The organism is Pseudomonas sp. B7 (genome assembly GCF_016735645.1).
Taxonomy (GTDB): domain Bacteria; phylum Pseudomonadota; class Gammaproteobacteria; order Pseudomonadales; family Pseudomonadaceae; genus Aquipseudomonas; species Aquipseudomonas glycinae.
In genome coordinates this window covers 284,208-309,679 of the sequence record NZ_JAERRE010000004.1, presented here as the reverse complement: position 1 = coordinate 309,679, position 25,472 = coordinate 284,208, and the positions used below count along the sequence as shown (strand labels likewise).

Annotated in this window: 21 protein-coding genes; 7 read left to right on the top strand and 14 right to left on the bottom strand. The window is 62.0% G+C overall.

Annotation, left to right across the window (positions count from 1 at the left end):
• Positions 1-74: 74 nt before the first annotated feature.
• The 5 genes from JKA62_RS12380 to JKA62_RS12360 form a co-directional block, all read right to left on the bottom strand.
• Positions 75-839: a hypothetical protein gene (locus JKA62_RS12380; RefSeq protein ID WP_011331945.1), complete on the bottom strand. Its 765-nt coding sequence runs from the start codon at positions 837-839 to the stop codon at positions 75-77.
• 456 nt (positions 840-1,295) lie between these two features.
• Positions 1,296-2,045 carry an L-cystine ABC transporter ATP-binding protein TcyN gene (gene tcyN, locus JKA62_RS12375; RefSeq protein WP_201817954.1) on the bottom strand — a complete coding sequence of 250 codons (750 nt, stop codon included), beginning with the start codon at positions 2,043-2,045 and terminating at the stop codon, positions 1,296-1,298.
• Positions 2,046-2,049: 4 nt separating this feature from the next.
• Positions 2,050-2,715, bottom strand: coding sequence for a cystine ABC transporter permease (tcyL, locus tag JKA62_RS12370; RefSeq protein ID WP_007952735.1), 666 nt, complete (start codon positions 2,713-2,715; stop codon positions 2,050-2,052).
• On the bottom strand, positions 2,715-3,515 hold the full coding sequence (gene tcyJ, locus JKA62_RS12365) for a cystine ABC transporter substrate-binding protein (protein WP_201817951.1): 801 nt from the start codon (positions 3,513-3,515) through the stop codon (positions 2,715-2,717). The genes tcyL and tcyJ overlap by 1 nt, the downstream gene beginning before the upstream one ends.
• Before the next feature lie 246 nt (positions 3,516-3,761).
• On the bottom strand, positions 3,762-4,766 hold the full coding sequence (locus JKA62_RS12360) for a D-cysteine desulfhydrase (protein ID WP_201817947.1): 1,005 nt from the start codon (positions 4,764-4,766) through the stop codon (positions 3,762-3,764).
• 190 nt (positions 4,767-4,956) lie between these two features.
• Between JKA62_RS12360 and epsC the strand changes: the two genes are divergently transcribed.
• Both epsC and betT read left to right on the top strand, forming a co-directional pair.
• Positions 4,957-5,883, top strand: a complete 927-nt coding sequence (epsC, locus tag JKA62_RS12355; protein WP_201817944.1) for a serine O-acetyltransferase EpsC — start codon at positions 4,957-4,959, stop codon at positions 5,881-5,883.
• 288 nt (positions 5,884-6,171) lie between these two features.
• Positions 6,172-8,133 (top strand): choline transporter BetT, encoded by a 1,962-nt coding sequence (betT, locus tag JKA62_RS12350; protein WP_181457854.1) that lies wholly within the window; start codon positions 6,172-6,174, stop codon positions 8,131-8,133.
• Positions 8,134-8,157: 24 nt separating this feature from the next.
• Here the strand turns inward: betT and JKA62_RS12345 are convergent, their stop codons facing one another.
• Together JKA62_RS12345 and JKA62_RS12340 are read right to left on the bottom strand one after the other, a co-directional pair.
• Complete coding sequence (locus JKA62_RS12345; protein WP_201817942.1) at positions 8,158-8,418, bottom strand: hypothetical protein; 261 nt, start codon at positions 8,416-8,418, stop codon at positions 8,158-8,160.
• A 199-nt stretch (positions 8,419-8,617) separates the two neighbouring features.
• Positions 8,618-9,655 (bottom strand): LacI family DNA-binding transcriptional regulator, encoded by a 1,038-nt coding sequence (locus JKA62_RS12340; protein ID WP_011331953.1) that lies wholly within the window; start codon positions 9,653-9,655, stop codon positions 8,618-8,620.
• Between the two features lie 206 nt (positions 9,656-9,861).
• Between JKA62_RS12340 and JKA62_RS12335 the strand changes: the two genes are divergently transcribed.
• Genes JKA62_RS12335 through mgrA form a run of 3 tightly spaced genes read left to right on the top strand, consistent with a single transcriptional unit; the run spans position 9,862 to position 14,485 of the window.
• Positions 9,862-12,087 carry a TonB-dependent receptor gene (locus JKA62_RS12335; protein ID WP_011331954.1) on the top strand — a complete coding sequence of 742 codons (2,226 nt, stop codon included), beginning with the start codon at positions 9,862-9,864 and terminating at the stop codon, positions 12,085-12,087.
• Position 12,088: 1 nt separating this feature from the next.
• On the top strand, positions 12,089-13,408 hold the full coding sequence (locus JKA62_RS12330) for an LLM class flavin-dependent oxidoreductase (protein WP_201817940.1): 1,320 nt from the start codon (positions 12,089-12,091) through the stop codon (positions 13,406-13,408).
• Positions 13,409-13,447: 39 nt separating this feature from the next.
• Positions 13,448-14,485 (top strand): L-glyceraldehyde 3-phosphate reductase, encoded by a 1,038-nt coding sequence (gene mgrA / locus JKA62_RS12325; protein WP_011331956.1) that lies wholly within the window; start codon positions 13,448-13,450, stop codon positions 14,483-14,485.
• Positions 14,486-14,705: 220 nt separating this feature from the next.
• Here mgrA and tauD read toward each other — a convergent pair whose 3' ends face one another.
• From tauD to JKA62_RS12290, 7 genes are all read right to left on the bottom strand, one after another.
• A complete protein-coding gene (tauD, locus tag JKA62_RS12320) occupies positions 14,706-15,548 on the bottom strand; it encodes a taurine dioxygenase (protein WP_011331957.1) in 843 nt (280 codons plus the stop codon).
• Positions 15,549-15,605: 57 nt separating this feature from the next.
• Complete coding sequence (gene tauC, locus JKA62_RS12315; RefSeq protein ID WP_169428394.1) at positions 15,606-16,445, bottom strand: taurine ABC transporter permease TauC; 840 nt, start codon at positions 16,443-16,445, stop codon at positions 15,606-15,608.
• Complete coding sequence (tauB, locus tag JKA62_RS12310; RefSeq protein ID WP_011331959.1) at positions 16,442-17,236, bottom strand: taurine ABC transporter ATP-binding subunit; 795 nt, start codon at positions 17,234-17,236, stop codon at positions 16,442-16,444. The genes tauC and tauB overlap by 4 nt, the downstream gene beginning before the upstream one ends.
• A gap of 16 nt (positions 17,237-17,252) precedes the next feature.
• Positions 17,253-18,230 (bottom strand): taurine ABC transporter substrate-binding protein, encoded by a 978-nt coding sequence (gene tauA / locus JKA62_RS12305; protein WP_201817939.1) that lies wholly within the window; start codon positions 18,228-18,230, stop codon positions 17,253-17,255.
• 194 nt (positions 18,231-18,424) lie between these two features.
• Complete coding sequence (gene gshA, locus JKA62_RS12300; protein WP_007952700.1) at positions 18,425-20,008, bottom strand: glutamate--cysteine ligase; 1,584 nt, start codon at positions 20,006-20,008, stop codon at positions 18,425-18,427.
• Positions 20,009-20,222: 214 nt separating this feature from the next.
• A complete protein-coding gene (locus JKA62_RS12295) occupies positions 20,223-20,606 on the bottom strand; it encodes a PaaI family thioesterase (RefSeq protein ID WP_201817938.1) in 384 nt (127 codons plus the stop codon).
• Positions 20,606-22,930: a Tex family protein gene (locus tag JKA62_RS12290; protein WP_011331963.1), complete on the bottom strand. Its 2,325-nt coding sequence runs from the start codon at positions 22,928-22,930 to the stop codon at positions 20,606-20,608. Before JKA62_RS12290 ends, JKA62_RS12295 begins: the two co-directional genes overlap by 1 nt.
• Positions 22,931-23,290: 360 nt before the next feature.
• On the opposite strand from JKA62_RS12290, the gene ompR reads away from it, so the two are divergent.
• Both ompR and JKA62_RS12280 read left to right on the top strand, forming a co-directional pair.
• Positions 23,291-24,031: an osmolarity response regulator transcription factor OmpR gene (ompR, locus tag JKA62_RS12285; protein ID WP_007952694.1), complete on the top strand. Its 741-nt coding sequence runs from the start codon at positions 23,291-23,293 to the stop codon at positions 24,029-24,031.
• Positions 24,032-24,145: 114 nt separating this feature from the next.
• Positions 24,146-25,459, top strand: coding sequence for an ATP-binding protein (locus JKA62_RS12280; protein ID WP_007952691.1), 1,314 nt, complete (start codon positions 24,146-24,148; stop codon positions 25,457-25,459).
• The last annotated feature ends 13 nt before the right edge of the window (positions 25,460-25,472 follow it).

The window sequence follows — 25,472 nt, the reverse complement described above, 5'->3', positions numbered from 1 at the left end:
TATAGAAGGGGGCGTGGTCCGTCTGGTTAAGCGTGCGGCGGCGAGGGAAGTCGTCCCTCACCGGCCGTCGATGCTCATTTTTTTTGCGGCTCTGCTGCCTTCGGCGTTTCCTTGAGCGGCACCTTGAGGTAGGGATTCACGCAACCGATCTTCAGCGTTCGCGGCGGCGCCCAGCGCGAGTTGTTGCCGACCCGGTCGAGGATGCAGTAGGTCACGTCCAGCCGCAGATCCTCGCCGGCCTCGGTGATGATCGCCGGCGGCACCCAGACCTGAATCGGCTGGCCGACATCGGCAGGGGTGATGCGCGCCAGGTCCATCCGCACATCGCCCCAGCGCAGGGTGATGGCATCGCCGTCAGCCATGTTCAGGTACGGCTCGATGGTCAGTGGTACGCCACGCTTGATCTGGTTCGCGTTGACCCCCTGACGGCGAATGGTCTCGGGCAGGGTCACAGGGGCCAGTTGCTGGTTTTCGTCACCACACACCGCGGGGGGCTGCCCGCCGGGGCAGTCGAGTTTCACCGTGACGCGCGCCGCCGCCGACAGCGATGGCCCGTGCCCGACCCGCATGACCCGATAGTGGATGCGAGACGAACCGCTGGCGATGAAGCTTTCCGGCACTCGCAGGCTGATTGGGGCCGCGACGTCCTGTGCTGTCAGCAGGTGAGAAGCGACATAGCAGTTGTTCCAGAACAGTTCGATCAGGTCGCCGGTGTCCATCTCCGGGTAAGGCGGCACATCGACCAGCAGATGAGCCGCTGCCGCGAGGTTGATGCCATTGTTTCGGGATGGCGCCAGGCTCGGCGCGGCCAGTTCGGGGATGTGCGAAGTGCGGGTCATGAAGTCCTCTCCTTGAAGCCTTGCAGCGAAATCCGTTTCTGAAAGTTAAAATGGCGTTAATTGTCCGGTAATAAAAACAGGGTCGTTCGGCCATTCGTTATCGGGTCTTGGTCATGTTGTGGGGCGTGATGAGTGACTAGATAAAAGTTCGCTGAATGGCGTGTCAACGGACAGCGTTAGTTAATTGAAGAATTACGGATTTATCAGAAGCTTCCTACGCAGATAAGGCGCTCTACCTATTCCACCTGGCGAATCGGGCCACAGCTTTTGCCGGATTTTATTGTTCTGTCGTCGGTCTGTTTATACGGCTGGAAACTTGGAGGGGGCAAACTTTAATCGCGCCGAGACTGTTGCAGGACATATATATGTAATGCGGTCACTTGATTAAGTTTTTATTCGGGAGGGCGTAAGGCAAACTTCCATCCATGGAAGTTTATATTCAGGAAAGTTTACGGATCAGCCGTTGTTTCTGAACTTGCTGAGGAACTGTCGAGTGCGTTCTTCTTTCGGATTGGCAAACAACGCTTTCGCTTCGCCTTGTTCGACGATCACGCCTTTATCGAAAAACACCACGCGGTTGGCCACGTCACGGGCGAACGCCATTTCGTGGGTGACGATCACCATGGTGCGTTTCTCCTCGGCGAGGCCGCGGATGGTCGCCAGCACTTCACCTACCAGTTCCGGATCGAGGGCCGAGGTCGGCTCGTCGAACAGGATCACTTCCGGCTCCATCGCCAGCGCCCGGGCAATCGCCACGCGCTGTTGCTGGCCACCGGACAGGCGCCGTGGGTAGGCGTCTTCCTTGCCCGCCAGGCCAACCTTGGCCAGCAGCTTCTTGCCCAGGGCAATGGCTGCATCGCGAGGCGTCTTCTTGACCACGATCGGGCCTTCGATGACGTTTTCCAGGGCGGTGCGGTGCGGGAACAGGTTGAAGTTCTGGAACACGAAGCCCACATGCTGGCGCAGGTTGCGCACCAGGCTCTGCTGCTGGTTCAGCGGGCGGCTGGTATTGATCTCGATCTCGCCGACCTTGATCCGGCCGCTGGTGGGTTCCTCGAGGAAGTTCAGGCAACGCAGGAACGTGGTCTTGCCCGAGCCGCTGGGCCCGATGATTGCCACGACCTCGCCTTCCTTCACCTCCAGGTCAATGCCGTTGAGCACGACTTGACCCTTGAACTGCTTTGTCAGTTTTTCCACGACAATCATGGGGTCAGGACTCCTGGTCGTGCCGATTGACCCGCTCTTCCAACTTGTTCTGGAAGTGCGACAGCACCGTGGCCAGAATCCAGTAGATCAGCGCGGCGGCAAGATACATGGTGAAGACTTCGAAAGTCCGGGCGGTAATCAGCTGTGCCTGACGGAACAACTCCGGCACCTGAATGGTGGCGGCCAGTGCGGTGTCCTTGACCAGCGAAATGAAGCTGTTGCCCAGCGGCGGCAACGCCGTGCGCATCGCCTGCGGCAGGATGGCCCGGCGCAGGGTCTGCGCGCGGGTCATGCCGATGCTCGCAGCCGCTTCCCACTGGCCGCGTTCAATCGAGCCGATCGCGGACCGCAGGATTTCACAGGCGTAGGCGGCCATGTTCAGCGAGAAGCCGATCAGCGCCGCCGGCAGCGGGTCGAGTTCCATGCCCAATTGCGGCAAGCCGTAATAGATCACGAACAGTTGCACCAGCAACGGCGTGCCGCGAAAGAACGACACGTAGATGCGGGCCAGCCAGCTGACCGACTTGAAGCGCGACAGGCGCATCAACGCCAGGCCAAAGCCCAGCAGCAGGCCGAAGAACATGCCGCCCAGGCTAAGGATTACCGTGTAGTACGCGCCCTTCAACAGGAAGGGCGCGGAGTCCAGTGCGAGTTGGAAAGCTTCTTCCATTATTGGGTGACGTCAGCGTTGAAGTATTTCTTGGACAGCTTCTCAAGGGTGCCGTCGGCACGCAGTTCGTCGAGGGCCTTGTTCACGGCGGCCAGCAGTTCAGGTTCGCCTTTGCGCAGGGCAATACCCGCTTCCTGACGCGAGAAGGCTTCACCGGCAGCGACGGTTTTTGGCGCTTTCTGGGCGTATTCCAGCGCAGCCAGACGGTCGATCAGGATCGCGTCGGTACGGCCGTTGTTCAGGTCGGCGAACTTGGTCGGATCATCGTCGTAGGTGCGCACGTCGGCACCCGGCACGTTGGCGCGGACCCACTGTTCATAGTTGGTGCCCAGACCGACGCCGACTTTCTTGCCGGACAGGTCGGCGGCGGATTTGATGTTCAGCGCGGCTGCCTTGTCTTTCAGTACCAGTGCCTGAATCCCGGAAACGGTGTACGGCTCGGAGAAGTCGTACTTCTTCTTACGCTCTTCGGAGATGGTCACCTGGTTAACCACGACGTCCAGACGCTTGGATTCCAGGGCTGCGAGGATGCCGTCCCATTTGGTCGGCTGAATCTTGGCCTTCACGCCCAGCTTCTTGGCCAGGGCTTCGGACAGTTCGACTTCGAAACCCGACAGCTTGCCGTCGGCATCGACGAAGCTGAACGGTGGGTAAGTGCCTTCCAGGCCGACGTTGATAACGCCTTTGTCCTTGATCTGTTGCAGTTGCTCACCGGCAACGGCGCTGCTGATCAGACCGGCGCTCAGTGCCAGGCCCAGCGAACCTACCAGCAGATTTCGACGTAGTGCGGAAAGAATCATGACAAGCCCCTGTGTTTTCTTATGGAAGACGCTTTAGGAAAGTTGGCGAATCCGGGAATTGGACGACAGCGCTATCCTGCCTTAATGCAGCTTATGCGTCTCTCGCGAAATTCGCCTGCGGCGAGACTATATGACGGTTCTTTTAGAATGGAAAATAATGAATTTTCCATTTGTTATTCTTTTAATGAATATATATTCGAGCTGACGCTGAGCGTTCCCACGTCGGGCGCGGGAACGCGCTCAGGCCTACAGAAAATCCTTGTACGCGAACAACGCCGGGGCGCCGCCGGTGTGCAGGAAGATGATCGGGCCGTCGTCGAAACGCCCGCGACCGATGCCGTCGAGCAGCCCGGCCATGGCCTTGCCGGTGTAGACCGGATCGAGCAGCACGGCGTCCTGACTCGCCAGCAGTTTCACCGCCGCCAGTGTCCCGGCGTTCGGCTCGCCGTAGCGCGGGCCGAAGTATTCGTCCCACAACTCGACCTTGAAGCTGTCCGGCAGCGCCACACCCAGCAGGTCGGCGGTGCGTTCGGCCAGACCCTGAACTTTCGGGCGCTGATCTTCTTCGCTGCGCGAAACCGTCACGCCGATCACCGGCAGTTGTGGCAGGGCTTGGCTCAAGGCCAGCGCCAGACCGCTGTGAGTCCCTGCGCTGCCCGAGGCCAAAACGACGGCGGAAAATTGCAGCCCGGTGTCCTTGATCTGTTCCGCCAGCTCCAGACCGGCGCGCACGTAACCCAGCGCGCCGAGGGCGTTGGAGCCACCGATCGGTACCAGATACGGCTTCTTGCCGTTGCTGCGCAGGCGCACGGCGAGGGCTGCCAGTTGTTCGTCGGCGTTGTCGAGGTTGTCGACCAGTTCGACCTTGGTGTCGAACAGGTCCAGCAGCAGGCGGTTGCCGTTGCCGGTGTAGTTGCTGTCGTCGGTGCCCAGCGGGTTTTCCAACAGCGCCACGCAGCCCAGGCCCAGTTTGGCGGCCAGTGCGGCGGTCTGGCGAACGTGGTTCGATTGCAGTGCGCCGGCGGTGATCAGCGTATCCGCGCCTTGGGCGATGGCATCGGCGGCAAGGTATTCGAGCTTGCGCAGCTTGTTGCCGCCCATGGCCAGCGGCGTCAGGTCATCGCGTTTGATGTAGACATCGCGGCCGAGCCAGGTGGACAGGCGCTCGAGTTTTTCCAGTGGGGTCGGTTGGCCGAGCAGGTCGAGGCGGTTGAAGCGTTGCAGCTGTTGTTTGATCGGTTGTGTGGCCATGGTTCCGTACTGATGCAAGGAGATGTCAGGACTATATGCACGCCGATTTACCGGGGCAACCGCCAATCGCTTATAGCCAAATGTGCTTAAGCCAGCACTATCGGTTCTTAATTCGCTCCCGTGGGCTTGCCGTAAAGTAGTCGCCGTTGACGCGGCCAGACAGTCCGGCCGCCCGTGAGGAGTCTTTACCGTGAGCGAGCGTTCCAGCCATTGGCAATTGCAGACCATCGTCAGCCAGCTGCGTACCGCGCGGGATCAGTGGCGGGCACAAAATGGCCGTGCTTCCGGCGAGCAGGGCGGGCGCGAATTGCCGTCCCGTGATGCGATGGCGCAGATCCTTGAAGCCCTGTGCGGGGCATTGTTCCCGATGCGACTGGGCCCGGTTGATCTACGAGAAGAAAGCGAAGATTTTTATGTCGGCCACACGCTCGACGTTGCGTTGAATGCACTGCTGACCCAGGCTCGACTCGAGCTGCGTTACGTCGCCCGTCACAGCGCCCAGGCCGACACTGAAGTCGAGGCCGAAGCCATCCGGATCATCCAGGATTTCGCCCTCGCACTGCCGGGCCTGCGCAGCCTGCTCGACACCGATGTGCTGGCCGCCTACCACGGCGACCCGGCGGCGCGCAGCGTCGATGAAGTGCTGCTGTGCTATCCGGGGATTCTGGCGGTGATTCACCATCGTCTGGCCCACCATTTGTATCGTGCAGGCCTGCCGCTGCTGGCGCGGATCAGCTCGGAAATCGCCCACTCGGCGACCGGCATCGATATTCACCCGGGCGCGCAGATCGGCCGCAGTTTCTTCATCGACCATGGGACCGGCGTGGTGATCGGCGAGACCGCGATCATCGGCGAGCGCGTCAGGATTTACCAGGCGGTGACCCTCGGCGCCAAACGCTTCCCGGCGGACGAGGACGGCCAGTTGCAGAAAGGCCATCCACGCCATCCGATCGTCGAGGACGATGTGGTGATCTACGCCGGGGCGACGATTCTCGGGCGGATCACCATCGGCAAAGGCTCGACCATCGGCGGCAATGTGTGGCTGACCCGCAGCGTGCCGGCCGGGTGCAACCTGACCCAGGCCAATCTGCAGCATGATGACGGGACGCAGAAGTAATTTTTCTGTCTGATTGTTCCCGCGCAACGCGGGAACGATCGTCCTCGCCACAGCGTCATAACCCCTCTTGAGCTAGCGTACGAAAGGTACCGCTGAGCCCTGCGATTAGTCCTGAGCGTACTATCCATGTTTAACTTGAACGTTCATTCAAGTTAAACCGGCGGTTCGCTGCCCGCTCACAACAGGAGGCTTGCCTTTGCTGAGTCCGATCATTTCAGCCATTTTCCAACCCCTTGAGGTGCACCGTTCATGAGTGCATCGTCCACCCCCGCCAGCGGTCTGGTGCGCATGAATCCGCCGGTGTTCTGGTTCGCCGCGACGGTGATCCTGCTGTTCGGCCTGACGGTCATCGCCATGCCGGAACAGGCCGGCGCCTGGCTTCTCGAAGCGCAAAACTGGGCGGCCAATACGGTCGGCTGGTACTACATGCTCGCGATGACCCTGTATCTGGTCTTCGTGGTGGTCACCGCGTTATCGGGCTACGGCAAGATCAAACTCGGTGCCGACCACGACGAACCCGAATTCAGTTACCTGTCCTGGGCCGGCATGCTGTTCGCCGCCGGGATCAGCATCACGCTGTTTTTCTTCTGCGTATCCGAGCCGCTGACCCACATGCTTCAGCCGCCGCAAGGCGAGGCCGGCACCCCGGAGGCGGCGCGTCAGGCGATGCAGATTCTGTTTCTGCACTGGGGCCTGCACGGCTGGGGCGTGTTCGCCTTTGTCGGCATGGCGCTGGCGTATTTCGCTTATCGGCACAATCTGCCACTGGCCCTGCGTTCGGCGCTGTACCCGCTGATCGGCAAACGCATCAACGGCCCCATCGGCTACGCGGTGGACGGCTTCGGCATCATCGCCACGGTGTTCGGCCTCGGTGCGGACATGGGCTTCGGCGTGCTCCATCTCAACTCCGGTCTGGACTACCTGTTCGGCATCGCCCACACCCAGTGGATTCAGGTCGGCCTGATCACGCTGATGATGGGCGCAGCGATCATCGTCGCCGTCTCCGGTGTGGATAAAGGCGTGCGGGTCATGTCCGACATCAACATGCTGCTGGCCTGTGCGCTGCTGCTGTTCGTGTTGTTCGCCGGCCCCACCCAGCATTTGCTCAACACCCTGATCCAGAATCTGGGCGACTACCTCGGCGCGTTGCCGATGAAGAGTTTCGACCTCTACGCCTACGACAAACCGAGCGACTGGCTCGGCGGCTGGACGGTGTTCTACTGGGCCTGGTGGATTGCATGGTCGCCGTTCGTAGGCCTGTTCATCGCACGGATTTCCCGTGGCCGGACAATCCGCGAATTCGTCTTCGGCGTGCTGCTGATTCCGCTCGGTTTCACCCTGGCGTGGATGTCGATCTTCGGCAACAGCGCCATCGACCAAGTGCTCAACCACGGTATGTCGGCGCTGGGCATGTCGGCCCTCGACAACCCGTCGATGACCCTCTACCTGCTGCTGGAAACCTATCCGTGGAGCAAGACCGTCATCGCGGTGACGGTGTTCATCAGCTTCGTGTTCTTCGTCACCTCCGCCGACTCCGGCACCGTGGTGCTCTCGACCCTGTCGGCCAAGGGCGGCAACCCGGATGAAGACGGGCCGAAATGGCTGCGGGTGTTCTGGGGCGCGATGACCGCGCTGGTGACCAGTGCGCTGCTGTTCTCCGGCAGCATCGATGCGCTGAAGTCGGCGGTGGTGCTGACCTCGTTGCCGTTCTCGCTGATTCTGCTGCTGATGATGTGGGGCCTGCACAAGGCGTTCTATCTGGAGTCGCAGAAGCAGATCGCGCAACTGCATTCCCTGGCGCCGGTGTCCGGCTCACGGCGTGGCAAGGGCGGCTGGCGTCAGCGTCTGAGCCAGGCCGTGCACTTCCCGTCGCGCGACGAGGTGTACCGCTTCATGGACACCACGGTGAAACCGGCCATCGAAGAAGTGACGGCCGTGTTTGCCGAGAAAGGCCTGAACGTGGTCACCCAACCGGATCCGGCGCACGACAGCGTCAGTCTGGAAATCGGACACGGCGAGCAGCACCCGTTTATTTATCAGGTGCAGATGCGCGGCTACTTCACGCCGTCGTTCGCCCGCGGAGGCATGGGCTCCAAGCAGCTCAACAATCGCCGCTACTACCGCGCCGAAGTGCATCTGAGCGAGGGCAGTCAGGACTACGATCTGGTCGGTTACACCAAAGAGCAGATCATCAACGACATCCTCGACCAGTACGAACGGCACATGCAGTTCCTGCATCTGGTGCGTTGATCGGGGCAGGGCGCCGGGACGCTTTCAGGTCTCGGCGCTCAGCACCATGAACAACACCATCGCCGCCAGCGGCACGCCATACACGGCGCTGCCGATCGCAATCTCCGTCCCCAGCGGCTGCCCGGCGTGCACCACGCCGACCGCACCATTGATCACCGTCAACGCCAGCCACAACGCCGCGAAACCATAGGCCAGCGTCTGCCGACTGAAACCGATGCGCTCGCCGATGTAGAACATCAGCGCCAGCAGGATCAGGCCGAAGAAGATGATGATTGCGGTGTGCATGGGGAGGCCTGCGGCATAGTCGGTGTTTGGTCGGGCGCCTTCGCGGGCAAGTCGAATCGTCGCACCGCCGCTCCCACAAGGGTTCTGTGTCCTCCACAGATTCTGTACGCAACACAGAACCTGTGGGAGCGGGCTTGCCCGCGAAGGCGCCACCTCGGTTTCATTTAGAGCATAGCCAAACCCGCCCACGCCATATTCGTCAGATACTTTCCCGCTCAATGACTGTGCATTGCAGCAGATTCAACCGCTGCACCTCATCACTCGGCAGCACGCCCAGACTTTCCAGCACCCGCGTCGCCGCCAGTACACCGATCTCCAGCGCGGGCGGTTTGATGGTGCTCAGGCTCGGCAGCAGCATTTCGGCGAACGGGTAGTCGCCGAAGCCGAGGACGGCGCAGTCTTCGGGGATCTTAAGGCCGGCGCGTTGTCCGGCGAGCAGGCCGCCGGCGGCGAGGTTGTCGTTGGCGAAGATGATCGCGTCCGGGCGGGGTGAGGCGTTCATCAGCGCTTGCATCGCTTGCTTGCCGGCCTCGAACGGGGCTCGATCGGTGTCGGGTGCGAATACCCAGGGCTCAAGTCCTAGCTCACGCACGGTCGCCGCATAACCGTCGCGGCGCTCCAGTGCGCTGAAGTCGCCGGGTGCGCTGTTCTGCACGAAGGCGATTCGCCGGTAGCCTTTGTCATGCAGATAACGAGCGGCACTGACCCCCACTTCAAAGTGCGAAAAGCCGATCTGCATCGGCTCGCGATCCGGTTGGTAATCCCAGGTTTCAACCACCGGAATATCCGCTTCGGCGAGCATCTTTTCCGTGCCCGCGCTGTGGAAGTGACTGGTGACCACCAGCGCCGCCGGCGACCAGCCGAGGAACGCCCGCACGGCGTTTTCTTCCTGCTCGGTGCTGAAGTAACTCGATGCCAGCAACAGCTGATAACCGTGACGGCTGAGGGTGTCGCTGAAGCCCTGAATGGTGTTGGCAAAGATCGGCCCGGAGATGTTCGGGATCACCATGCCGACGATTTTCCCCCGTGCAGAGGCGAGTCCGCCGGCCACCAGATTCGGCACATAACCCAGTTCGGCGACCACCGCCGCGATCCGTTCGCGACGCTCGGGCGAGACCTGTTCCGGCTGGTTGAAATAGCGCGACACGGTGATCGCCGAAACACCGGCCTGGCGCGCCACCGCGTTGAGGGTCACGCGGCCGGCGCCACGGCGTTTGCGGGGCTTTTCTTCGCTCAAGGCTCGACCCTTCTTAAAAACCAAAACGCATATAAAAGTAATTTTTCAGTATTGGACGGTCTATGTCCGGCTTGCCAATACTGGCGATGTTAGCGCTAACAATGCGCGTTGTCTGCTACTCGCTCGAGCGAATGCCCAAGACACCGAGACAGGCGCTGTCGTCGCAGAACGGCAGCGGTTCAGGGCAACTTTCCGAGCGGGCAAACATGCACAACATTCCTGGGGCGACACACAAACTGGCGCAATCGATCCGCGCTGCGGGCTGGCTAATCACCGGGCTGGCTGCGCTGCCGCTGCCGGCCGCGTTCGCCGCCGACAGCACCGATCAGGAGCCGACACTCAAGTCCGTCACGGTCACCGCCACCCGCCGCGAAGAGTCGCTGCAAAAGGTCCCGGTGGCGGTGTCGGTGATCGACGGCGAGCAGTTGGAACGCGACAACCGCAACAGCGTGGCGAGTATCGTCCAGCAAGTGCCGTCGCTGAATTTCCGCACCGGCGCATCGAACAAGGACACCTCGTTGTTCGTGCGTGGCGTGGGGACGATTTCCACCTCGCCAGGCGTCGAGCCGACCGTGGCCACGGTGATCGATGGCGTGGTCTATGCCCGTCCCGGCCAGTCCACTCTGGATCTGCTGGACTTGGAACGCGTCGAAGTTCTGCGCGGCCCGCAAGGCACGCTGTTCGGCAAGAACGCTTCGGCCGGCGTGCTGAACATCACCAGCAAGGCGCCGACCGCCGAGACCCACGGCTACATCGATCAGTCGTACTACAGCGGCAACGAAAGCCGCACCCGTTTCGGCATCGGCGGCAGTCTGATTCCGGACACGCTCAAGGGCTCGATCAGCACCTTGTTCGGCACGTACGACGGCAACGTCGACAACCAGCACAACGGTCAGGAGGTCAACGGCTATAACCATCGTGGCGTGCGCGGCAAACTGGAATTCACCCCGAACGACGACATCACCTTCACCCTGATCGCCGACTACATGCAGTCCCACGATGACGGCCCCAACGGCGTCGTGACCAAGGCTCTGACCCCGGCTTTCGCCAATGCGTTGAGCCCGGTCAGTGCCACCAGCCACAACCGCGACATCAACACCGACACCCGTTCCCACGTCGAGGACACCAACAAGGGCCTGTCCGGCCAGCTCGATTGGCAACTGGGGGATTACACCCTGACCTCGATTACCGCGTGGCGCGGCTGGGACAACACTCAGTATCAGGATGGCGACCGCCTCGGCAGGGTGACGGCTGCGTTCTCCGGCACGGCGGACAAGGGCGATCTGGCCTTCGATCAGTACTCGCAGGAGCTGCGGCTGGCGTCGCCGAAAGGCGAGTTCCTCGAATACGTCGGCGGCCTGTTCTACATGCACGGCAAGGACGAGGAAACCTATCAGCGCACCCTGACGACCACCACGCGCACTGATCGCGGCGTCGCCGATTACAGCACCACCAGCGACAGCTATGCGGTGTTCGGCGAGAGCACGCTGAATTTCACCTCGGACTTTCGTGGCATCGCCGGCCTGCGCTACACCCACGACGATCTCGAATACGATCACCGTCGCGTCTCCACGTCCGCCACCACCGTCAGCGGCATTCAACCGGCCACCCGCAGTTCCGGTTCGGTGGACGAGGACGGCTGGTCCGGCCGGCTCGGTTTGCAGTACGACCTGAGCGATACCGTCACCACCTACCTGACTTACTCGCGCGGCTACAAAGGCCCGGCCTACAACGTGTTCTTCAACATGCAGCCGCGCGATACCGAAGCGCTGAAACCGGAAACCTCCAACACCTGGGAGGCGGGGATCAAAGCCTCGTCCTGGAACAATCGCCTGACAACCAACCTGGCGGTTTTCCACAGCGACTACGACAACTATCAGGCGAACTTTTTCGACACCGTCGCCGGGCAAGTCGTAACGCGCCTGATCAACGCCGGCAGCGTCAGCACCGAGGGTGTGGAACTTGATTTCGCCCTGCAGGCGACCCAGCAACTGAAGTTCTCCGGCGCGCTGGCCTACACCCGCGCCCGCATCGACGAGTTCGCCTGCCCGGCGGGCGCGGCGGCGTCGTGCAATGTCAACGGCAAGCCGCTGCCGTTCAGCCCGGACTGGAAAAGCTACGTGCGGGCCGACTACACCATCCCGCTGGATAACGGCCTGGATATCGAACTCGGCACCGACTACAGCTGGCAGAGCGAAGTGCAGTACGACATCAGCCAGAACGCCGACACCAAGCAGGGCGCCTACGGTCTCTGGAATGCCAGCGTGGCCCTGGCCGATTACACCAATGGCTGGCGCGTGGCATTGCTGGGCAAGAACCTCACCGACAAGTCGTATTCGCCATTGCTCGCCAGCGGTGGCAACTACATCTACCGCGCCGTACCTCGCGACGACGAGCGCTACTTCGGTGTGCAACTGCGCAAGGACTTCTGAGATGAGCAGACAGCTGAAACTCGGCGCGTTCCTCATGGCCACCGGGCACCACGTCGCCGCGTGGCGTCACCCGAATGTGCCGGCTAACGCCGGGCTGGATTTCGCCCACTACAAACGCCTGGCGCAGATTGCCGAGGCGGCGAAGTTCGACACCTTGTTCGTCGCCGACAGCGTCGCCGCCCCGACCCAGGACATCGCCAGCCGCATGGCCCGTTCCGATCATTTCGAGCCGCTGACCTTGCTCTCGGCACTGAGCGCAGTGACCGAGCACATCGGCCTGATCGCCACCGCCACCACCAGCTACAACGAGCCGTACCACGTGGCGCGTAAATTCGCTTCGCTCGATCACCTGTCCGGCGGGCGGGCGGGGTGGAATCTGGTGACCTCCGACAACGCCGCCGAAGCGCAGAATTTCGGCCGCGACGAACACATCGGCCATGCCGAACGCTACAGCCGCGCCCGGGAATTTCATCAGGTGGTCACCGGGCTTTGGGACAGTTGGCAGGACGACGCCTTCATTCGCGACAAGGCCAGCGGCGCCTATTACGACCCGGAAAAACTGCACGTGCTGAACCACGTTGGCGAGCACTTCCGGGTCAAAGGCCCGCTGAATGTCGCGCGTTCGCCACAGGGTCAGCCGGTGATCGTGCAGGCCGGCTCGTCGGAAACCGGGCGTGAACTGGCGGCGCAGACGGCCGAAGTGGTGTTCACCGCGCAGACCTCACTGGCCAGCGCTCAGGCGTTTTACGCCGATCTCAAGGGACGCTTGCCGAAGTACGGACGCAGTGCCGATTCGCTGAAAATCATGCCCGGCGTGTTTGTCGTGGTCGGGCAGACGGAAGCCGAAGCGCAGGAAAAATGTGAAACGTTTCAGCAATTGGTCGAACCCGAGGTGGGCATCGCCCTGCTTGGGCGTATGCTGGGCAACTTCGATCTGTCGAAGTACCCGCTGGACGGGCCGCTGCCGGAATTGCCGCTGACTGACAGCGGCCAGCAAAGCCGACAGAAACTGCTGACCGAACTGGCCGGCCGCGAGCATCTGACCCTGGCCGAACTGGGCCGCAGAATCGCTGGCGGTCGCGGGCATTACAGCGTCGTCGGTACACCGGCGCAGATTGCCGACCGTTTGCAGGAATGGTTCGAGCAGGGCGCGGCGGACGGTTTCAACGTGCTGGTGCCACACCTGCCCGGCGGGCTCGAAGACTTCGCCAACGGCGTGGTCCCGGAACTGCAACGGCGTGGGCTGTTCAGAACCGAATACGAGGGCCGGACCTTGCGCCAGAACCTTGGCCTCGCCCGGCCCGGCAACAGATTTGCGTAGCAATCGACACCTGATTCAAGACCGACAAGAGAGGATTCGATGACTTACACCGCTGCCGAAAACCGCTATGACTCCATCCCTTACCGCCGCGTCGGACGCAGCGGTCTGGTGCTGCCGGCGCTGTCCCTGGGCCTGTGGCACAACTTCGGCGACAGCACGCCGATCGACACCCAGCGCTCGTTGCTGCGCACGGCGTTCGACCTGGGCATCAACCACTTCGACCTGGCCAACAACTATGGCCCGCCCTACGGCAGCGCCGAGATCAACTTCGGCCGTTTGCTGCGCGAAGACTTCAAGCAGTACCGCGATGAACTGATCATCTCCAGCAAGGCCGGTTGGGACATGTGGCCCGGCCCTTACGGCCAGGGTGGCGGTTCGCGCAAATACGTGCTGGCCAGCCTCGACCAGAGCCTGCAACGCCTGGGCCTGGACTATGTGGATATTTTCTATTCGCACCGCTTCGACCCGGACACGCCACTGGAAGAAACCGCCAGCGCCCTTGCCACGGCGGTGCAGCAGGGCAAGGCGCTGTACATCGGCATCTCGTCGTACTCCGGAGTGAAAACCCGCGAAATCGCCGCATTGCTCAAAGAGTGGAAAGTGCCGCTGCTGATCCACCAACCGGCCTACAACCTGCTCAACCGCTGGGTGGAAAAGGACCTGCTCGACACCACCGACGAGCTCGGCACTGGCGTGATTGCCTTCACCCCGCTGGCGCAGGGTCTGCTGACCGACAAATACCTCAACGGCGTGCCGGCGGATGCGCGGGTCAACCGTCCGGGCGGTGGTTCTTTGCAGGCTTCGCACTTGTCCGAGGCCAACATCGCTCACGTTCGGGCGCTGAACGAGATCGCCAAGCGTCGTGGCCAGAGCCTGGCGCAACTGGCATTGGCGTGGACACTGCGGGATCCGCGGGTGACTTCGGCGCTGATCGGCGCGAGCCGGCCGGAGCAGATTGTCGAGAACGTCGGGGCGTTGAAGAATCTGAGCTTCAGTGCTGAGGAACTGGCGGAGATTGACCGGTTTGCCCAGGAGGGCGGGATCAATCTTTGGGAGAAGCCTTCGACGGCGGAGTGATCGAAACTGGGGCGGGTCAGATAGATCCCCCCTCACCCCAGCCCTCTCCCCAAGGGGGGGGCGAGGGGGAAAGGGAGCAAATCTCCGTGCTTTTCAAACCCGAGTTCGATTCGATATTTCAGGTCGGTGTATAGCGACAAAACACCTCGGTCAGTCCCCTCTCCCTCCGGGAGAGGGTTAGGGTGAGGGGGGCTCTTGATTTTGCTCTGGCGTTAAAGGCTCAGCGAAAAAACGGCACATCCCCCAACACCGTAGCCCGCTGCATCACCCGCCGCGCCGGCCGGTAGTCATCCACCGCGTAATGTTGCGTCACGCGGTTGTCCCAGAACGCAATGTCGTCCTTCTGCCAGCGCCAGCGAATGGTGAACTCCGGCCGCGTCGCATGCGCGAACAAGAACTTCAACACCGCTTCGCTCTCGGTCTCCGACAGCTCATTGATCTTCGACGTGAACCCTTCGTTGACGAACAGCGAACGCCGTCCGCTCACCGGGTGCGTGCGAATCACCGGATGCGAGAGCGGTGGATTCTTGCGCCGCGCCTCTTCCCACTGCGCCAGTGCCTGCGGCGTGTTGCCATAGCGCTCCAGCGGAAACGAGCGGGTGAAGTCGTGAGTCGCGGTCAGCCCCTCGAGCAGCGCTTTCATCGGCGCCGAGAGCGCTTCATACGCAGCAATTCCGCTGGCCCACAACGTGTCGCCACCAAACTCCGGCAACAGCTTGGCGCTGAGCACCGCACCCATGGCCGGGGTCGGCAGGAAGGTCACGTCGGTGTGCCAGATCGCGTTGTCGCGCACGTCGGTGACGGCGGTGTCGAGGATCAGCACTTCCGGTTGTTCCGGCACGTTCGGGTAGATCGGGTGAATGTGTAAGTCGCCGAAATAGTGGGCGAAGCGCGCCTGTTGCGAAGGTTCGATCGGCTGATTGCGAAAGAACAGCACTTGAAACTTGAGCAGCGCCTGCTCGATGGCGTCGCGCTGTTCCTGGTTCAGCGGCTGGCTGATGTCGACGCCGCTGATCTGTGCGCCGAGGGCCGAGCTTAACGGGGTGATGTTCAGGCTGCTCATGGTGGTTCTCTTCAATTCCGGGGCCCCGAAACTGTCGGGGTAGTCAGTGCTGAAAAATCAGTGGGCCTGGCCGTGCCACGGCACCAGTTTGCGTTGCAGGGCGCGCAGGCCCATCTCCATAGCGAAGGCGATCAGGGCGATGACCAGAATCCCCAGCACCACCACATCGGTGACCAGGAACTGCGCAGCCGACTGCACCATGAAGCCCAGGCCGCTGGTGGCCGCGATCAGTTCGGCGGCGACCAGCGTCGACCAACCCACACCCAGGCCAATGCGCACACCGGTCAGAATGTCCGGCAGGGCGCTTGGCAAAATCACATGGCGGATCAGTTGTGCGCGAGTGGCGCCCAGCGACTGTGCGGCGCGCAATTTGGCCGGGTCGACGGTGCGCACACCGGTGGCGGTGGCAATCGCGATCGGAGCGAAAATCGCCAGATAGATCAGCAGCACTTTCGACAACTCACCGATGCCGCACCAGATCACGATCAGCGGCAGATAAGCCAGTGGCGGAATCGGCCGGTAGAACTCGATCAGCGGATCCAGCACGCCACGGGCGATGCGGTTGGCGCCGATGGCAATGCCCACCGGCACTGCGGTCAAAATCGCAAAACCCAGGCCCAGACCGATGCGGCTCAGGCTCGCGCCCAAGTGCTGCCACAACGTCGAATCCATATAACCCGTGGTCGCCAGCAACCAGCCTTTTTGCAGCACGGCGGACGGTGGCGGCAGGAACAGCGGTTCGATCAGGCCGGTGGCCGTGACGGCCCACCAGATCACCAGCAACGCGAACAGGGTCAACAGGCTGATCCAGCGAGTGCTGAGGCTGCGACGCACGGGAATCACCGCCGACGTGGCGGCGGGTTTCACGGCGGTGGCGGAAACGTCGTAACTGCTCATGCGCGCTCCTGCCGCTGAACGGCGCTGCGTTGCGAGAACACTTTGGCCAGCACGTGCTCGCGGGTTTCGATGAAGCGCGGATCGGACTTGATCGCCCGCGCCGATTCGCCGGCGGCGTAGCGCTGGCCGAAGTCGAGGTGCAGACGCTCGACGATCTGCCCCGGATTCGGCGCCAGCAGAATCAGGTCAGTGGCGAGGAACACCGCTTCTTCAATGTCGTGGGTAATCAGGAACACCGGCTTGGCGGTGCGTTGCCAGACTTGCAGCAACAGCTCCTGCATCTGTTCGCGGGTGAAGGCATCGAGGGCGCCGAAGGGCTCGTCCATCAGCAACACACGCGGGTCCGCCGCGAGGGCGCGGGCCAGGCCGACACGTTGCTTCTGGCCGCCGGAAAGCTGCCAGATGCGACGGTGTTCAAAACCGGAAAGATCGACCAGCGCGAGCATTTCCCGGGCGCGCTGTTCGCGTTTGTCCTTGGCCACACCGGCCAGTTCCAGACCGAAGGCAACGTTGGCCAGCACGTCCTGCCAGGGCAGCAGAGCGTCGTCCTGGAACACCACACCGCGTTCGGCGCTCGGGCCTTTGACCGGCACGTTGTCGAGGGTGATGCGGCCGGCGCTCGGTTCGACGAAGCCGGCAATCAGGTTCAACAGCGAAGTCTTGCCACTGCCGGACGGGCCGAGGGCCACCAGCAATTGCTGAGGGCCGAGGGTCAGGGAAATGTCGGACAGTACCGGTTCCGGGCTGCCGGGATACTGTGCGCTGATGCGCTCCAGCTGTAGCAAGGCCATCGCGATTCACTCCCGATCAGTTGGTGATGTACTTGGCGCTGACGTACGGCGCGTAGTCCGGCAGTACCGCTTCGACCTTGCCTTGCTCCTTGAGGAACGTGGCGGTGTCGGTGATGGCTTTGGTGGTCGGAGCGCCGAGGTCGCTGACTTGATCCGCTGCCAGTGGGTAGACGTTGCCTTGCAGCAGCAATGGGATGTCGCTGGCCTTGGCGCCGGAGAGCTTCACCAGCTTGTCGACGTTGCTCTGGTTGGCGAGCCAGGCTTTCGGATCCTTGCGGTAGTCGGCGTAGGCGTCGAGGGTGACCTTGGCGAAGGCGGTGACGATTTCCGGGTGCTTCTCGGCGAAGTCCTTGCGCACGATCCAGGCGTCGAAGGTCGGCGCGCCGAACTTGGCCAGTTCACCGGAAGTGATCAGCACTTTGCCGTTTTCCTTGGCCACACCCAGCGCTGGATCCCAGACGTAGGTGGCGTCGATGTCACCGCGTTTCCACGCAGCAATGATCGCTGGCGGGGCGAGGTTGAGGACGGTGACTTTCGATGGATCGATGTTCCAGTGCTTCAGCGCGGCCAGCAGGCTGTAGTGACCGGTGGACACGAACGGCACGGCGATTTTCTTGCCGACCAGATCCTGCGGCGTCTTGATGCCGGAGCCGTCACGGGCGACCAGTGCTTCGGCGGCGCCGATCTGGGTGGCGATGAGGAAGGTTTCCACCGGAACTTTGCGGGTGATCGCGGCGGTCAGCGGGCTGGAACCGAGGTAGCCGATCTGCACGTCACCGGACGCGATGGCGGCAATGATGTCGGCGCCGTTATCGAATTTGCGCCAGTTGATGTCAGCCTTGATGGCTTTCTCGTAGGCACCGTCGGCCTGGGCGACTTTCGCCGGGTCAACGGTGGTCTGGTAGGCGACGGTGAGGTCGGCGGCCTGAGCCAGGAAACTCGCAGCGGCCAGAGAGGCCACGGCCAGCAGGCGAAGCGGGAAATTCAGTTTCATTGAAGAGCTCCATATCAGGCGACCGAGCGTCGGCGTGAAAGGAGACTAAATGATCTAAGAATCTAAAAATAAATAACTTTTTAGAATGAGCTTATGAGCGGAAAAATCTAAGGGAGAGAACGTGATAGTTGGGAGAGAAGGTGATCGTTCCCACGCTCTGCGTGGGAACGATCAAAGATCACGGATGGAAGCGATCAGTTACTGATCGCCAGAATGCTCGCCTGATACGACCCGACAAACACGTCGAAATCGCCAACTTCGTTTTGCTCCAGCTCAGCCTGCTGCGCCAGCGAAGACCGCGCCAGTTCTTCAAACTTCGCCTGTTCCTCAGCCGCCAACGGCTCGCTGCGGAAGAACTCGGCATGGGCCTGGCTCTGGCGCAGGGAGAATTGCGCGAAGCTTTCCTTGTGCGCTGCCATCGCCGCCAGCACCTGGGCCGAAGGCGTCAGGGACGAATCCTTAACCTTGGCCAGTTGCGCATCGAGTGCCTTGCTGTGGGCATCGCCGCCGTGGCTTTGATCCAGCAGCGCCGCCAGCGGAGCGATTTTTTCCAGCAGTTCGGCGGCCCATTCCTTCAGCTCGACCGGTTGGCCGTCGCGCTGCAATTGCAGGCCCGGACGACGACCTTCCTTGACCACGCTGAGGAAGTTGGAGGTGGCGTTGCCGCAGGAGTTGTTGGTCAGCAGCGGGCTTTCGTTCAGCGCGCAGTACAGCAGGAACGCGTCGAGGAAGCGCGACTCGGTGAGGTCGATGCCCATTGGCAGGAACGGGTTGATGTCCAGGCAGCGCACTTCGACGTACTGGATGCCACGGGCCATCAGGGCCTGGATCGGACGCTCGCCGGTGTAGGTCACGCGTTTCGGGCGGATGTTCGAGTAGTACTCGTTTTCGATCTGCAGGATGTTGGTGTTCAGTTGCACCCACTCGCCATCCTGGTGCGTGCCGACTTCGACATACGGCGCGTACGGCGTCGCCACCGCTTTGCGCAGGCTGTCGGTGTAGCTCGCCAGGTCGTTGTAGCAAGGTGTCAGACCGGCCTGGGCGTTGCTCTGGTAACCGAGATCGCTCATGCGCAGGCTGGTGGCGTAGGGCAGGTACAGGGTGTCCGGATCCAGCTGTTCCAACTGGTGCGCACGACCGCGCAGGAAACCCGCGTCCAGCGCCGGCGAAGCACCGAACAGGTACATCAGCAGCCAGCTGTAGCGGCGGAAGTTACGGATCAGCGCGATATAGGAAGACGACTGGAAATCCCGGTCGGTGCCGACGAAGCCTTCGGCTTCCTTGAGCAGCGGCCAGAGCTTTTCCGGCAGGGAGAAGTTGTAGTGAATCCCGGCGATGCACTGCATGGTCTTGCCGTAACGCAGGGCCAGACCCTTGCGGTAGACGTACTTGAGCTGACCGATGTTGGAGGTACCGTAATAGGCGATCGGGATGTCTTCCTCGGCCGGCAACGGGCACGGCATCGATGGACTCCACAGGTACTCGTTGCCGAGCTTGCTGTAGGCGAAGCGATGAATCTTGTCCAGGCTCGCCAGGGTGTCGGCAGGGTCTGGCAGGGCGGGCGTGATGAACTCCAGCAGCGACTCGGAATAGTCGGTCGTGATCTGTTCGTTGGTCAGCGCGGAACCCAGGGCTTCAGGGTGCGGCGTTTGGGCCAGGCGGCCTTCGCCGGTCACGCGCAGGCATTCACGTTCGATACCGTGAAGGCACTGCTCAAGCAGAGAGAGGTTAGCGCGCTCGCCGAGCAGAGCCAGGCGGCGGTTGAGAAGTTCGCTCAATTTGGATTCCTTCACGCGTCAGTCGCCCCAATATGGGGGTGGGCAGGACGGTCTACAAGGGTGAAGTTGAAACTGGCGTTTTCGCCTGGTTTTCGGGCCATGAAAGCCCCATTGGAAACGCCAACTTCAGTCCCTGAATCTGGCAGACGCGGGCGAGGAAAACTCCGACGCTGCGATCACAGCGCCGAAATTAACTCAAAATGATGAACAACATCTACAGGACAGCGAACGTGCCTTGCGCTTTTGCGACCAGTTTGTCGCCCTGCATCACGTCGGCTTCGACCACCAGCGTGCGCCGGCCCGGGTGGATCACCCGCGCCGTGCACATCACCTCGCCTTCAGAGACGGCGCGGATGTAGTTGATCTTGCACTCGATGGTCGCGCTCTGCAGGTCGAAGCCGTGGGTGCTGGAACAGGCCAGCCCCATGGCGATATCCACCAGACTGAACAACGCGCCACCGTGCAGCTTGCCACCGCGGTTGCGCAGTTCGGGTTCCAGCACCAGGGCGACTTGCGCCACCCCGGTTTCCAGGCTGTGCAGGCGGCAGCCCAACAGCTTGAAAAACGCGCTCTCGACGAGCCCGGCCGGCATATCCATCAGCGTTTCTTCAACTGCTTGGCGTTGGCAAACAACGACGCCATCGCGTTATTGGCTGGAGCCGCCGGGGTGCTTTCCTTGCGTGGCGCCGAACCTTGCGACTGGCGTGGTGCCGAGCCCGGACGCGAGCCACGGGCACCGTCGATCTTCTCGCCCGGGGTGTCGCTCATGCGCATCGACAGGCCGACGCGTTTGCGCGGGATGTCGACTTCCATGACCTTCACTTTCACCACGTCGCCGGCCTTCACGGCTTCGCGCGGATCCTTGATGAATTTCTCCGACAGCGCCGAAATGTGCACCAGACCGTCCTGATGCACGCCGATGTCGACGAATGCACCGAACGCGGTCACGTTGGTCACCACGCCTTCGAGGATCATCCCCAGTTGCAGGTCCTTCAGGTCCTCGACGCCTTCCTGGAACTCGGCGGTCTTGAACTCCGGACGCGGGTCTCGGCCCGGTTTTTCCAGCTCTTGCAGGATGTCGGTAACGGTTGGCAGACCGAAGGTCTCGTCGGTGAATTTCTTCGGATCCAGACGCTTGAGGAACGCGGCGTCGCCGATCAGCGAGCGAATGTCGCGGTCGGTTTCAGCGGCGATGCGTTGCACCAGCGGATAGGCTTCCGGGTGAACGGCCGAGGAATCCAGTGGGTTGTCGCCGTTCATCACACGCAGGAAGCCGGCGGCCTGTTCGAAGGTTTTCTCGCCCAGACGCGCGACTTTCTTCAGCGCCGCGCGAGTCTTGAACGCGCCGTGCTCGTCACGGTGGGCCACGATGTTCTGCGCCAGGGTCGCGTTGAGGCCGGAGATCCGCGCCAGCAGCGCCACGGAGGCAGTGTTCACGTCCACGCCCACGGCGTTCACGCAGTCCTCGACCACGGCGTCCAGACCGCGCGCCAGTTTCAGCTGCGACACGTCGTGCTGGTACTGGCCGACACCGATGGATTTCGGATCGATTTTCACCAGTTCGGCCAGCGGATCCTGCAGACGACGGGCGATCGATACCGCGCCACGGATCGACACGTCCAGATCCGGGAATTCCTTGGCTGCCAGTTCCGATGCCGAATACACCGATGCGCCGGCTTCGGAGACCATGACTTTGGTCATTTTCATCGCTGGGTATTTTTTGATCAGTTCGATCGCCAGCTTGTCGGTCTCACGGCTGGCGGTGCCGTTGCCGATGGCGATCAGGTCGACCGAGTGCTTGGCGCACAGGGCGGCCAGGATGGCGATGGTCTGATCCCATTTGTTGTGCGGCACGTGCGGGTAAACCGTGGCGTGATCCAGCAGCTTGCCGGTGGAGTCGACCACCGCAACCTTGCAGCCGGTGCGCAGGCCCGGGTCGAGGCCCAGAGTCGCGCGCGGGCCGGCCGGGGCGGCCAGCAGCAGGTCGTGCAGGTTGTGGGCGAACACGTTGATCGCTTCGGTTTCGGCGCCGTCGCGCAGCTCGCCGAGCAAGTCGGTTTCCAGGTGGGTGTAGAGCTTGACCTTCCAGGTCCAGCGCACCACTTCACTCAGCCACTTGTCGGCCGGACGGTTCTGGTTCTGGATGCCGACGTGCTGGCCGATCATGCCTTCGCACGGGTGCAGGGTGCCCGGCAGCTCTTCGCCGACTTTCAGCGCGGAGCTGAGAATGCCTTCGTTGCGGCCACGGAAAATCGCCAGCGCGCGGTGCGACGGCATGCTTTTCAGCGGTTCGTCGTGTTCGAAGTAGTCACGGAACTTGGCGCCTTCCTCTTCCTTGCCGGCGATCACGCGGGCACTGAGGGTGGCTTCCTGTTTCAGGTAGGTGCGCAGTTTTTCCAGCAGGTTGGCGTCTTCGGCGAAGCGCTCCATGAGGATGTACTTGGCGCCTTCCAGCGCTGCCTTGACGTCGGCCACGCCTTTTTCAGCGTCGATGAAGCGCGCGGCTTCGGCTTCCGGGGCCAGCGACGGGTCGTTGAACAGACCGTCGGCCAGTTCGCCGAGGCCGGCTTCCAGGGCGATCTGGCCCTTGGTGCGGCGCTTCTGCTTGTACGGCAGGTACAAGTCTTCGAGGCGGGTCTTGGTGTCGGCGAGTTTGATTTCGCGCTCCAGCTCAGGGGTGAGTTTGCCCTGCTCCTGAATGCTGGAAAGAATGCTGATGCGCCGTTCGTCGAGTTCTCGCAGGTAGCGCAGACGCTCTTCCAGATGACGCAGTTGGGTGTCATCGAGGCTGCCGGTCACTTCTTTCCGGTAACGGGCGATGAAGGGAACGGTAGAGCCTTCATCGAGTAGCGCGACGGCCGCTTCGACCTGTTGTGGGCGTACGCCGAGTTCCTCGGCGATGCGGCTGTTGATGCTGTCCATAAAACCACCTGACAAATTGTGAAAGCAGGCTCGCAGGCGCGTAAATGAAGGCCCGGAGTCTGGTGGGGCGGCTTGATGCTGGCCGCTGCCTGGGTCAAAAGGCATCCCATTGACCCGTGAAATCGAACAATTACTGCGGCGCCCATGAAAATAAGGGACGGCCACCTTCGGTAACGATTCAGACGTTGCCTGACACAAAAGGCCGCGCATTATAACCAGCGTTCTGTCATTCGGGGGCGACACAGTCTGTAGGCTCAAGCCCCGGTTTTCTGGCAGTGAAGGAAAAATCTGCTAACAATGCACACGGTGCGTATAACGGCAGCTACGCCATAATGCGCGCCGAGCTAAAAGGAGCATCCAATGAGCAGCACTGCACAAACTGCTGAAGGCGAAAAAATTCTCATCGTTGACGACGATCCGGGGCTGAGCAGCCTGCTGGAACGCTTTTTCGTCAGCAAGGGCTATCGTGCCCGCGCCGTACCGAATACCGAGCAGATGGACCGTCTGCTGTCGCGTGAAGTGTTCAACCTGGTCGTCCTCGACCTGATGCTGCCGGGCGAAGACGGCCTGACCGCTTGCCGCCGCCTGCGTGGCGCGAACAATCAGATTCCGATCATCATGCTCACTGCCAAGGGTGACGAGCTGAGCCGTATCAAGGGCCTGGAACTGGGCGCCGACGACTACCTGGCCAAGCCGTTCAACCCGGACGAGCTGATGGCTCGCGTCAAAGCCGTGCTGCGCCGTCAGGCCGCGCCGGTGCCGGGCGCGCCGGGCAGTGAAGAAGAAAACGTCACGTTCGGCGACTACGTGCTGTCCCTGGCCACCCGCGAACTCAAGCGCGGCGACGAAGTGCACATGCTCACCACCGGCGAGTTTGCGGTACTCAAGGCCCTGGTGATGAACGCCCGTCAGCCGCTGACCCGCGACAAGCTGATGAACCTGGCCCGTGGCCGTGAGTGGGATGCCCTGGAGCGTTCCATCGACGTGCAGATTTCCCGTCTGCGCCGGATGATCGAACCCGATCCTTCCAAGCCGCGCTACATCCAGACTGTCTGGGGTGTCGGCTACGTGTTCGTGCCGGATGGCAACTCCACCAAGTGATGGGTGATTTGTAGGAGCGGGTCTGCGGGAAACGGTCGGAAACGCCGTCCGCGCAGACTCGCAATCCGCAATATGCGAGCATTGCTCGCTCCTGCAAGTGTGTAGCGGTTATCCATGAAAACCCCCGTCTGGTTCCCCCAAAGTTTCTTCTCCCGCACCCTGTGGCTGGTGCTGATCGTCGTATTGTTTTCCAAGGCATTGACCCTGGTTTATCTGTTGATGAACGAGGACGTGCTGGTGGACCGCCAATACAGCCATGGCGTCGCCCTGACGCTGCGCGCCTACTGGGCTGCCGACGAAGAAAACCGCGCGAAAATCGCCGATGCTGCCACGCTGATCCGGGTGGTGGGCGCCGGTGTGCCGGAAGGCGAACAGCACTGGCCGTACAGCGAAATCTACCAGCGGCAGATGCAGGCGGAGCTGGGGGCCGACACCGAAGTGCGCTTGCGCATGCACTCGCCGCCGGCCTTGTGGGTTCGTGCGCCGAGCCTCGGTGACGGCTGGCTGAAAGTGCCACTGTATCCACACCCGTTGCGTGGCCAGAAAATCTGGAACGTGCTCGGCTGGTTCCTGGCGATCGGTTTGCTGTCCACGGCGTCCGCCTGGATTTTCGTCAGCCAGCTCAACCAACCACTGAAGCGTCTGGTCTACGCCGCCCGGCAACTCGGCCAGGGCCGCAGCGTGCGCCTGCCGATCAGTGACACCCCCAGCGAGATGGCCGAGGTGTATCGCGCCTTCAACCAGATGGCCGAAGACGTCGAGCAGGCCGGTCGCGAGCGTGAGCTGATGCTGGCGGGGGTGTCCCATGACTTGCGGACGCCGCTGACTCGTTTGCGGTTGTCGCTGGAGTTGATGGGCGACCGCACCGACCTGACCGACGACATGGTGCGCGACATCGAAGACATGGACGCGATTCTCGATCAGTTCCTCGCGTTCATTCGCGATGGTCGGGACGAGTCGGTGGAGGAGGTGGATCTCAGCGATCTGGTGCGTGAAGTGGCGGCGCCCTACAACCAGACGGAAGAGAAAGTGCGCCTTCGCCTGGAGCCGATCCAGCCGTTCCCGTTGCGTCGGGTGTCGATGAAGCGCTTGCTGAACAACCTGATTGGCAACGCGTTGAATCATGCCGGCGGCAGCGTGGACGTCGCGGCCTATGTGTCCGGTGACACCAGTGCGCCGTATGTGGTGCTGAGCGTGATGGACCGGGGGGCAGGTATCGATCCTTCCGAACTTGAGGCGATCTTCAACCCGTTCACCCGTGGCGATCGTGCGCGGGGCGGGAAGGGCACCGGGCTGGGACTGGCGATTGTGAAGCGGATTGCTTCGATGCACGGCGGCAATGTCGAACTGCGCAACCGCTCTGGTGGCGGGCTGGAAGCACGGGTTCGGTTGCCGCTGGGATTGATGCTGCCGCGAGACGCGGTTTAAGTTTCAGGCGACC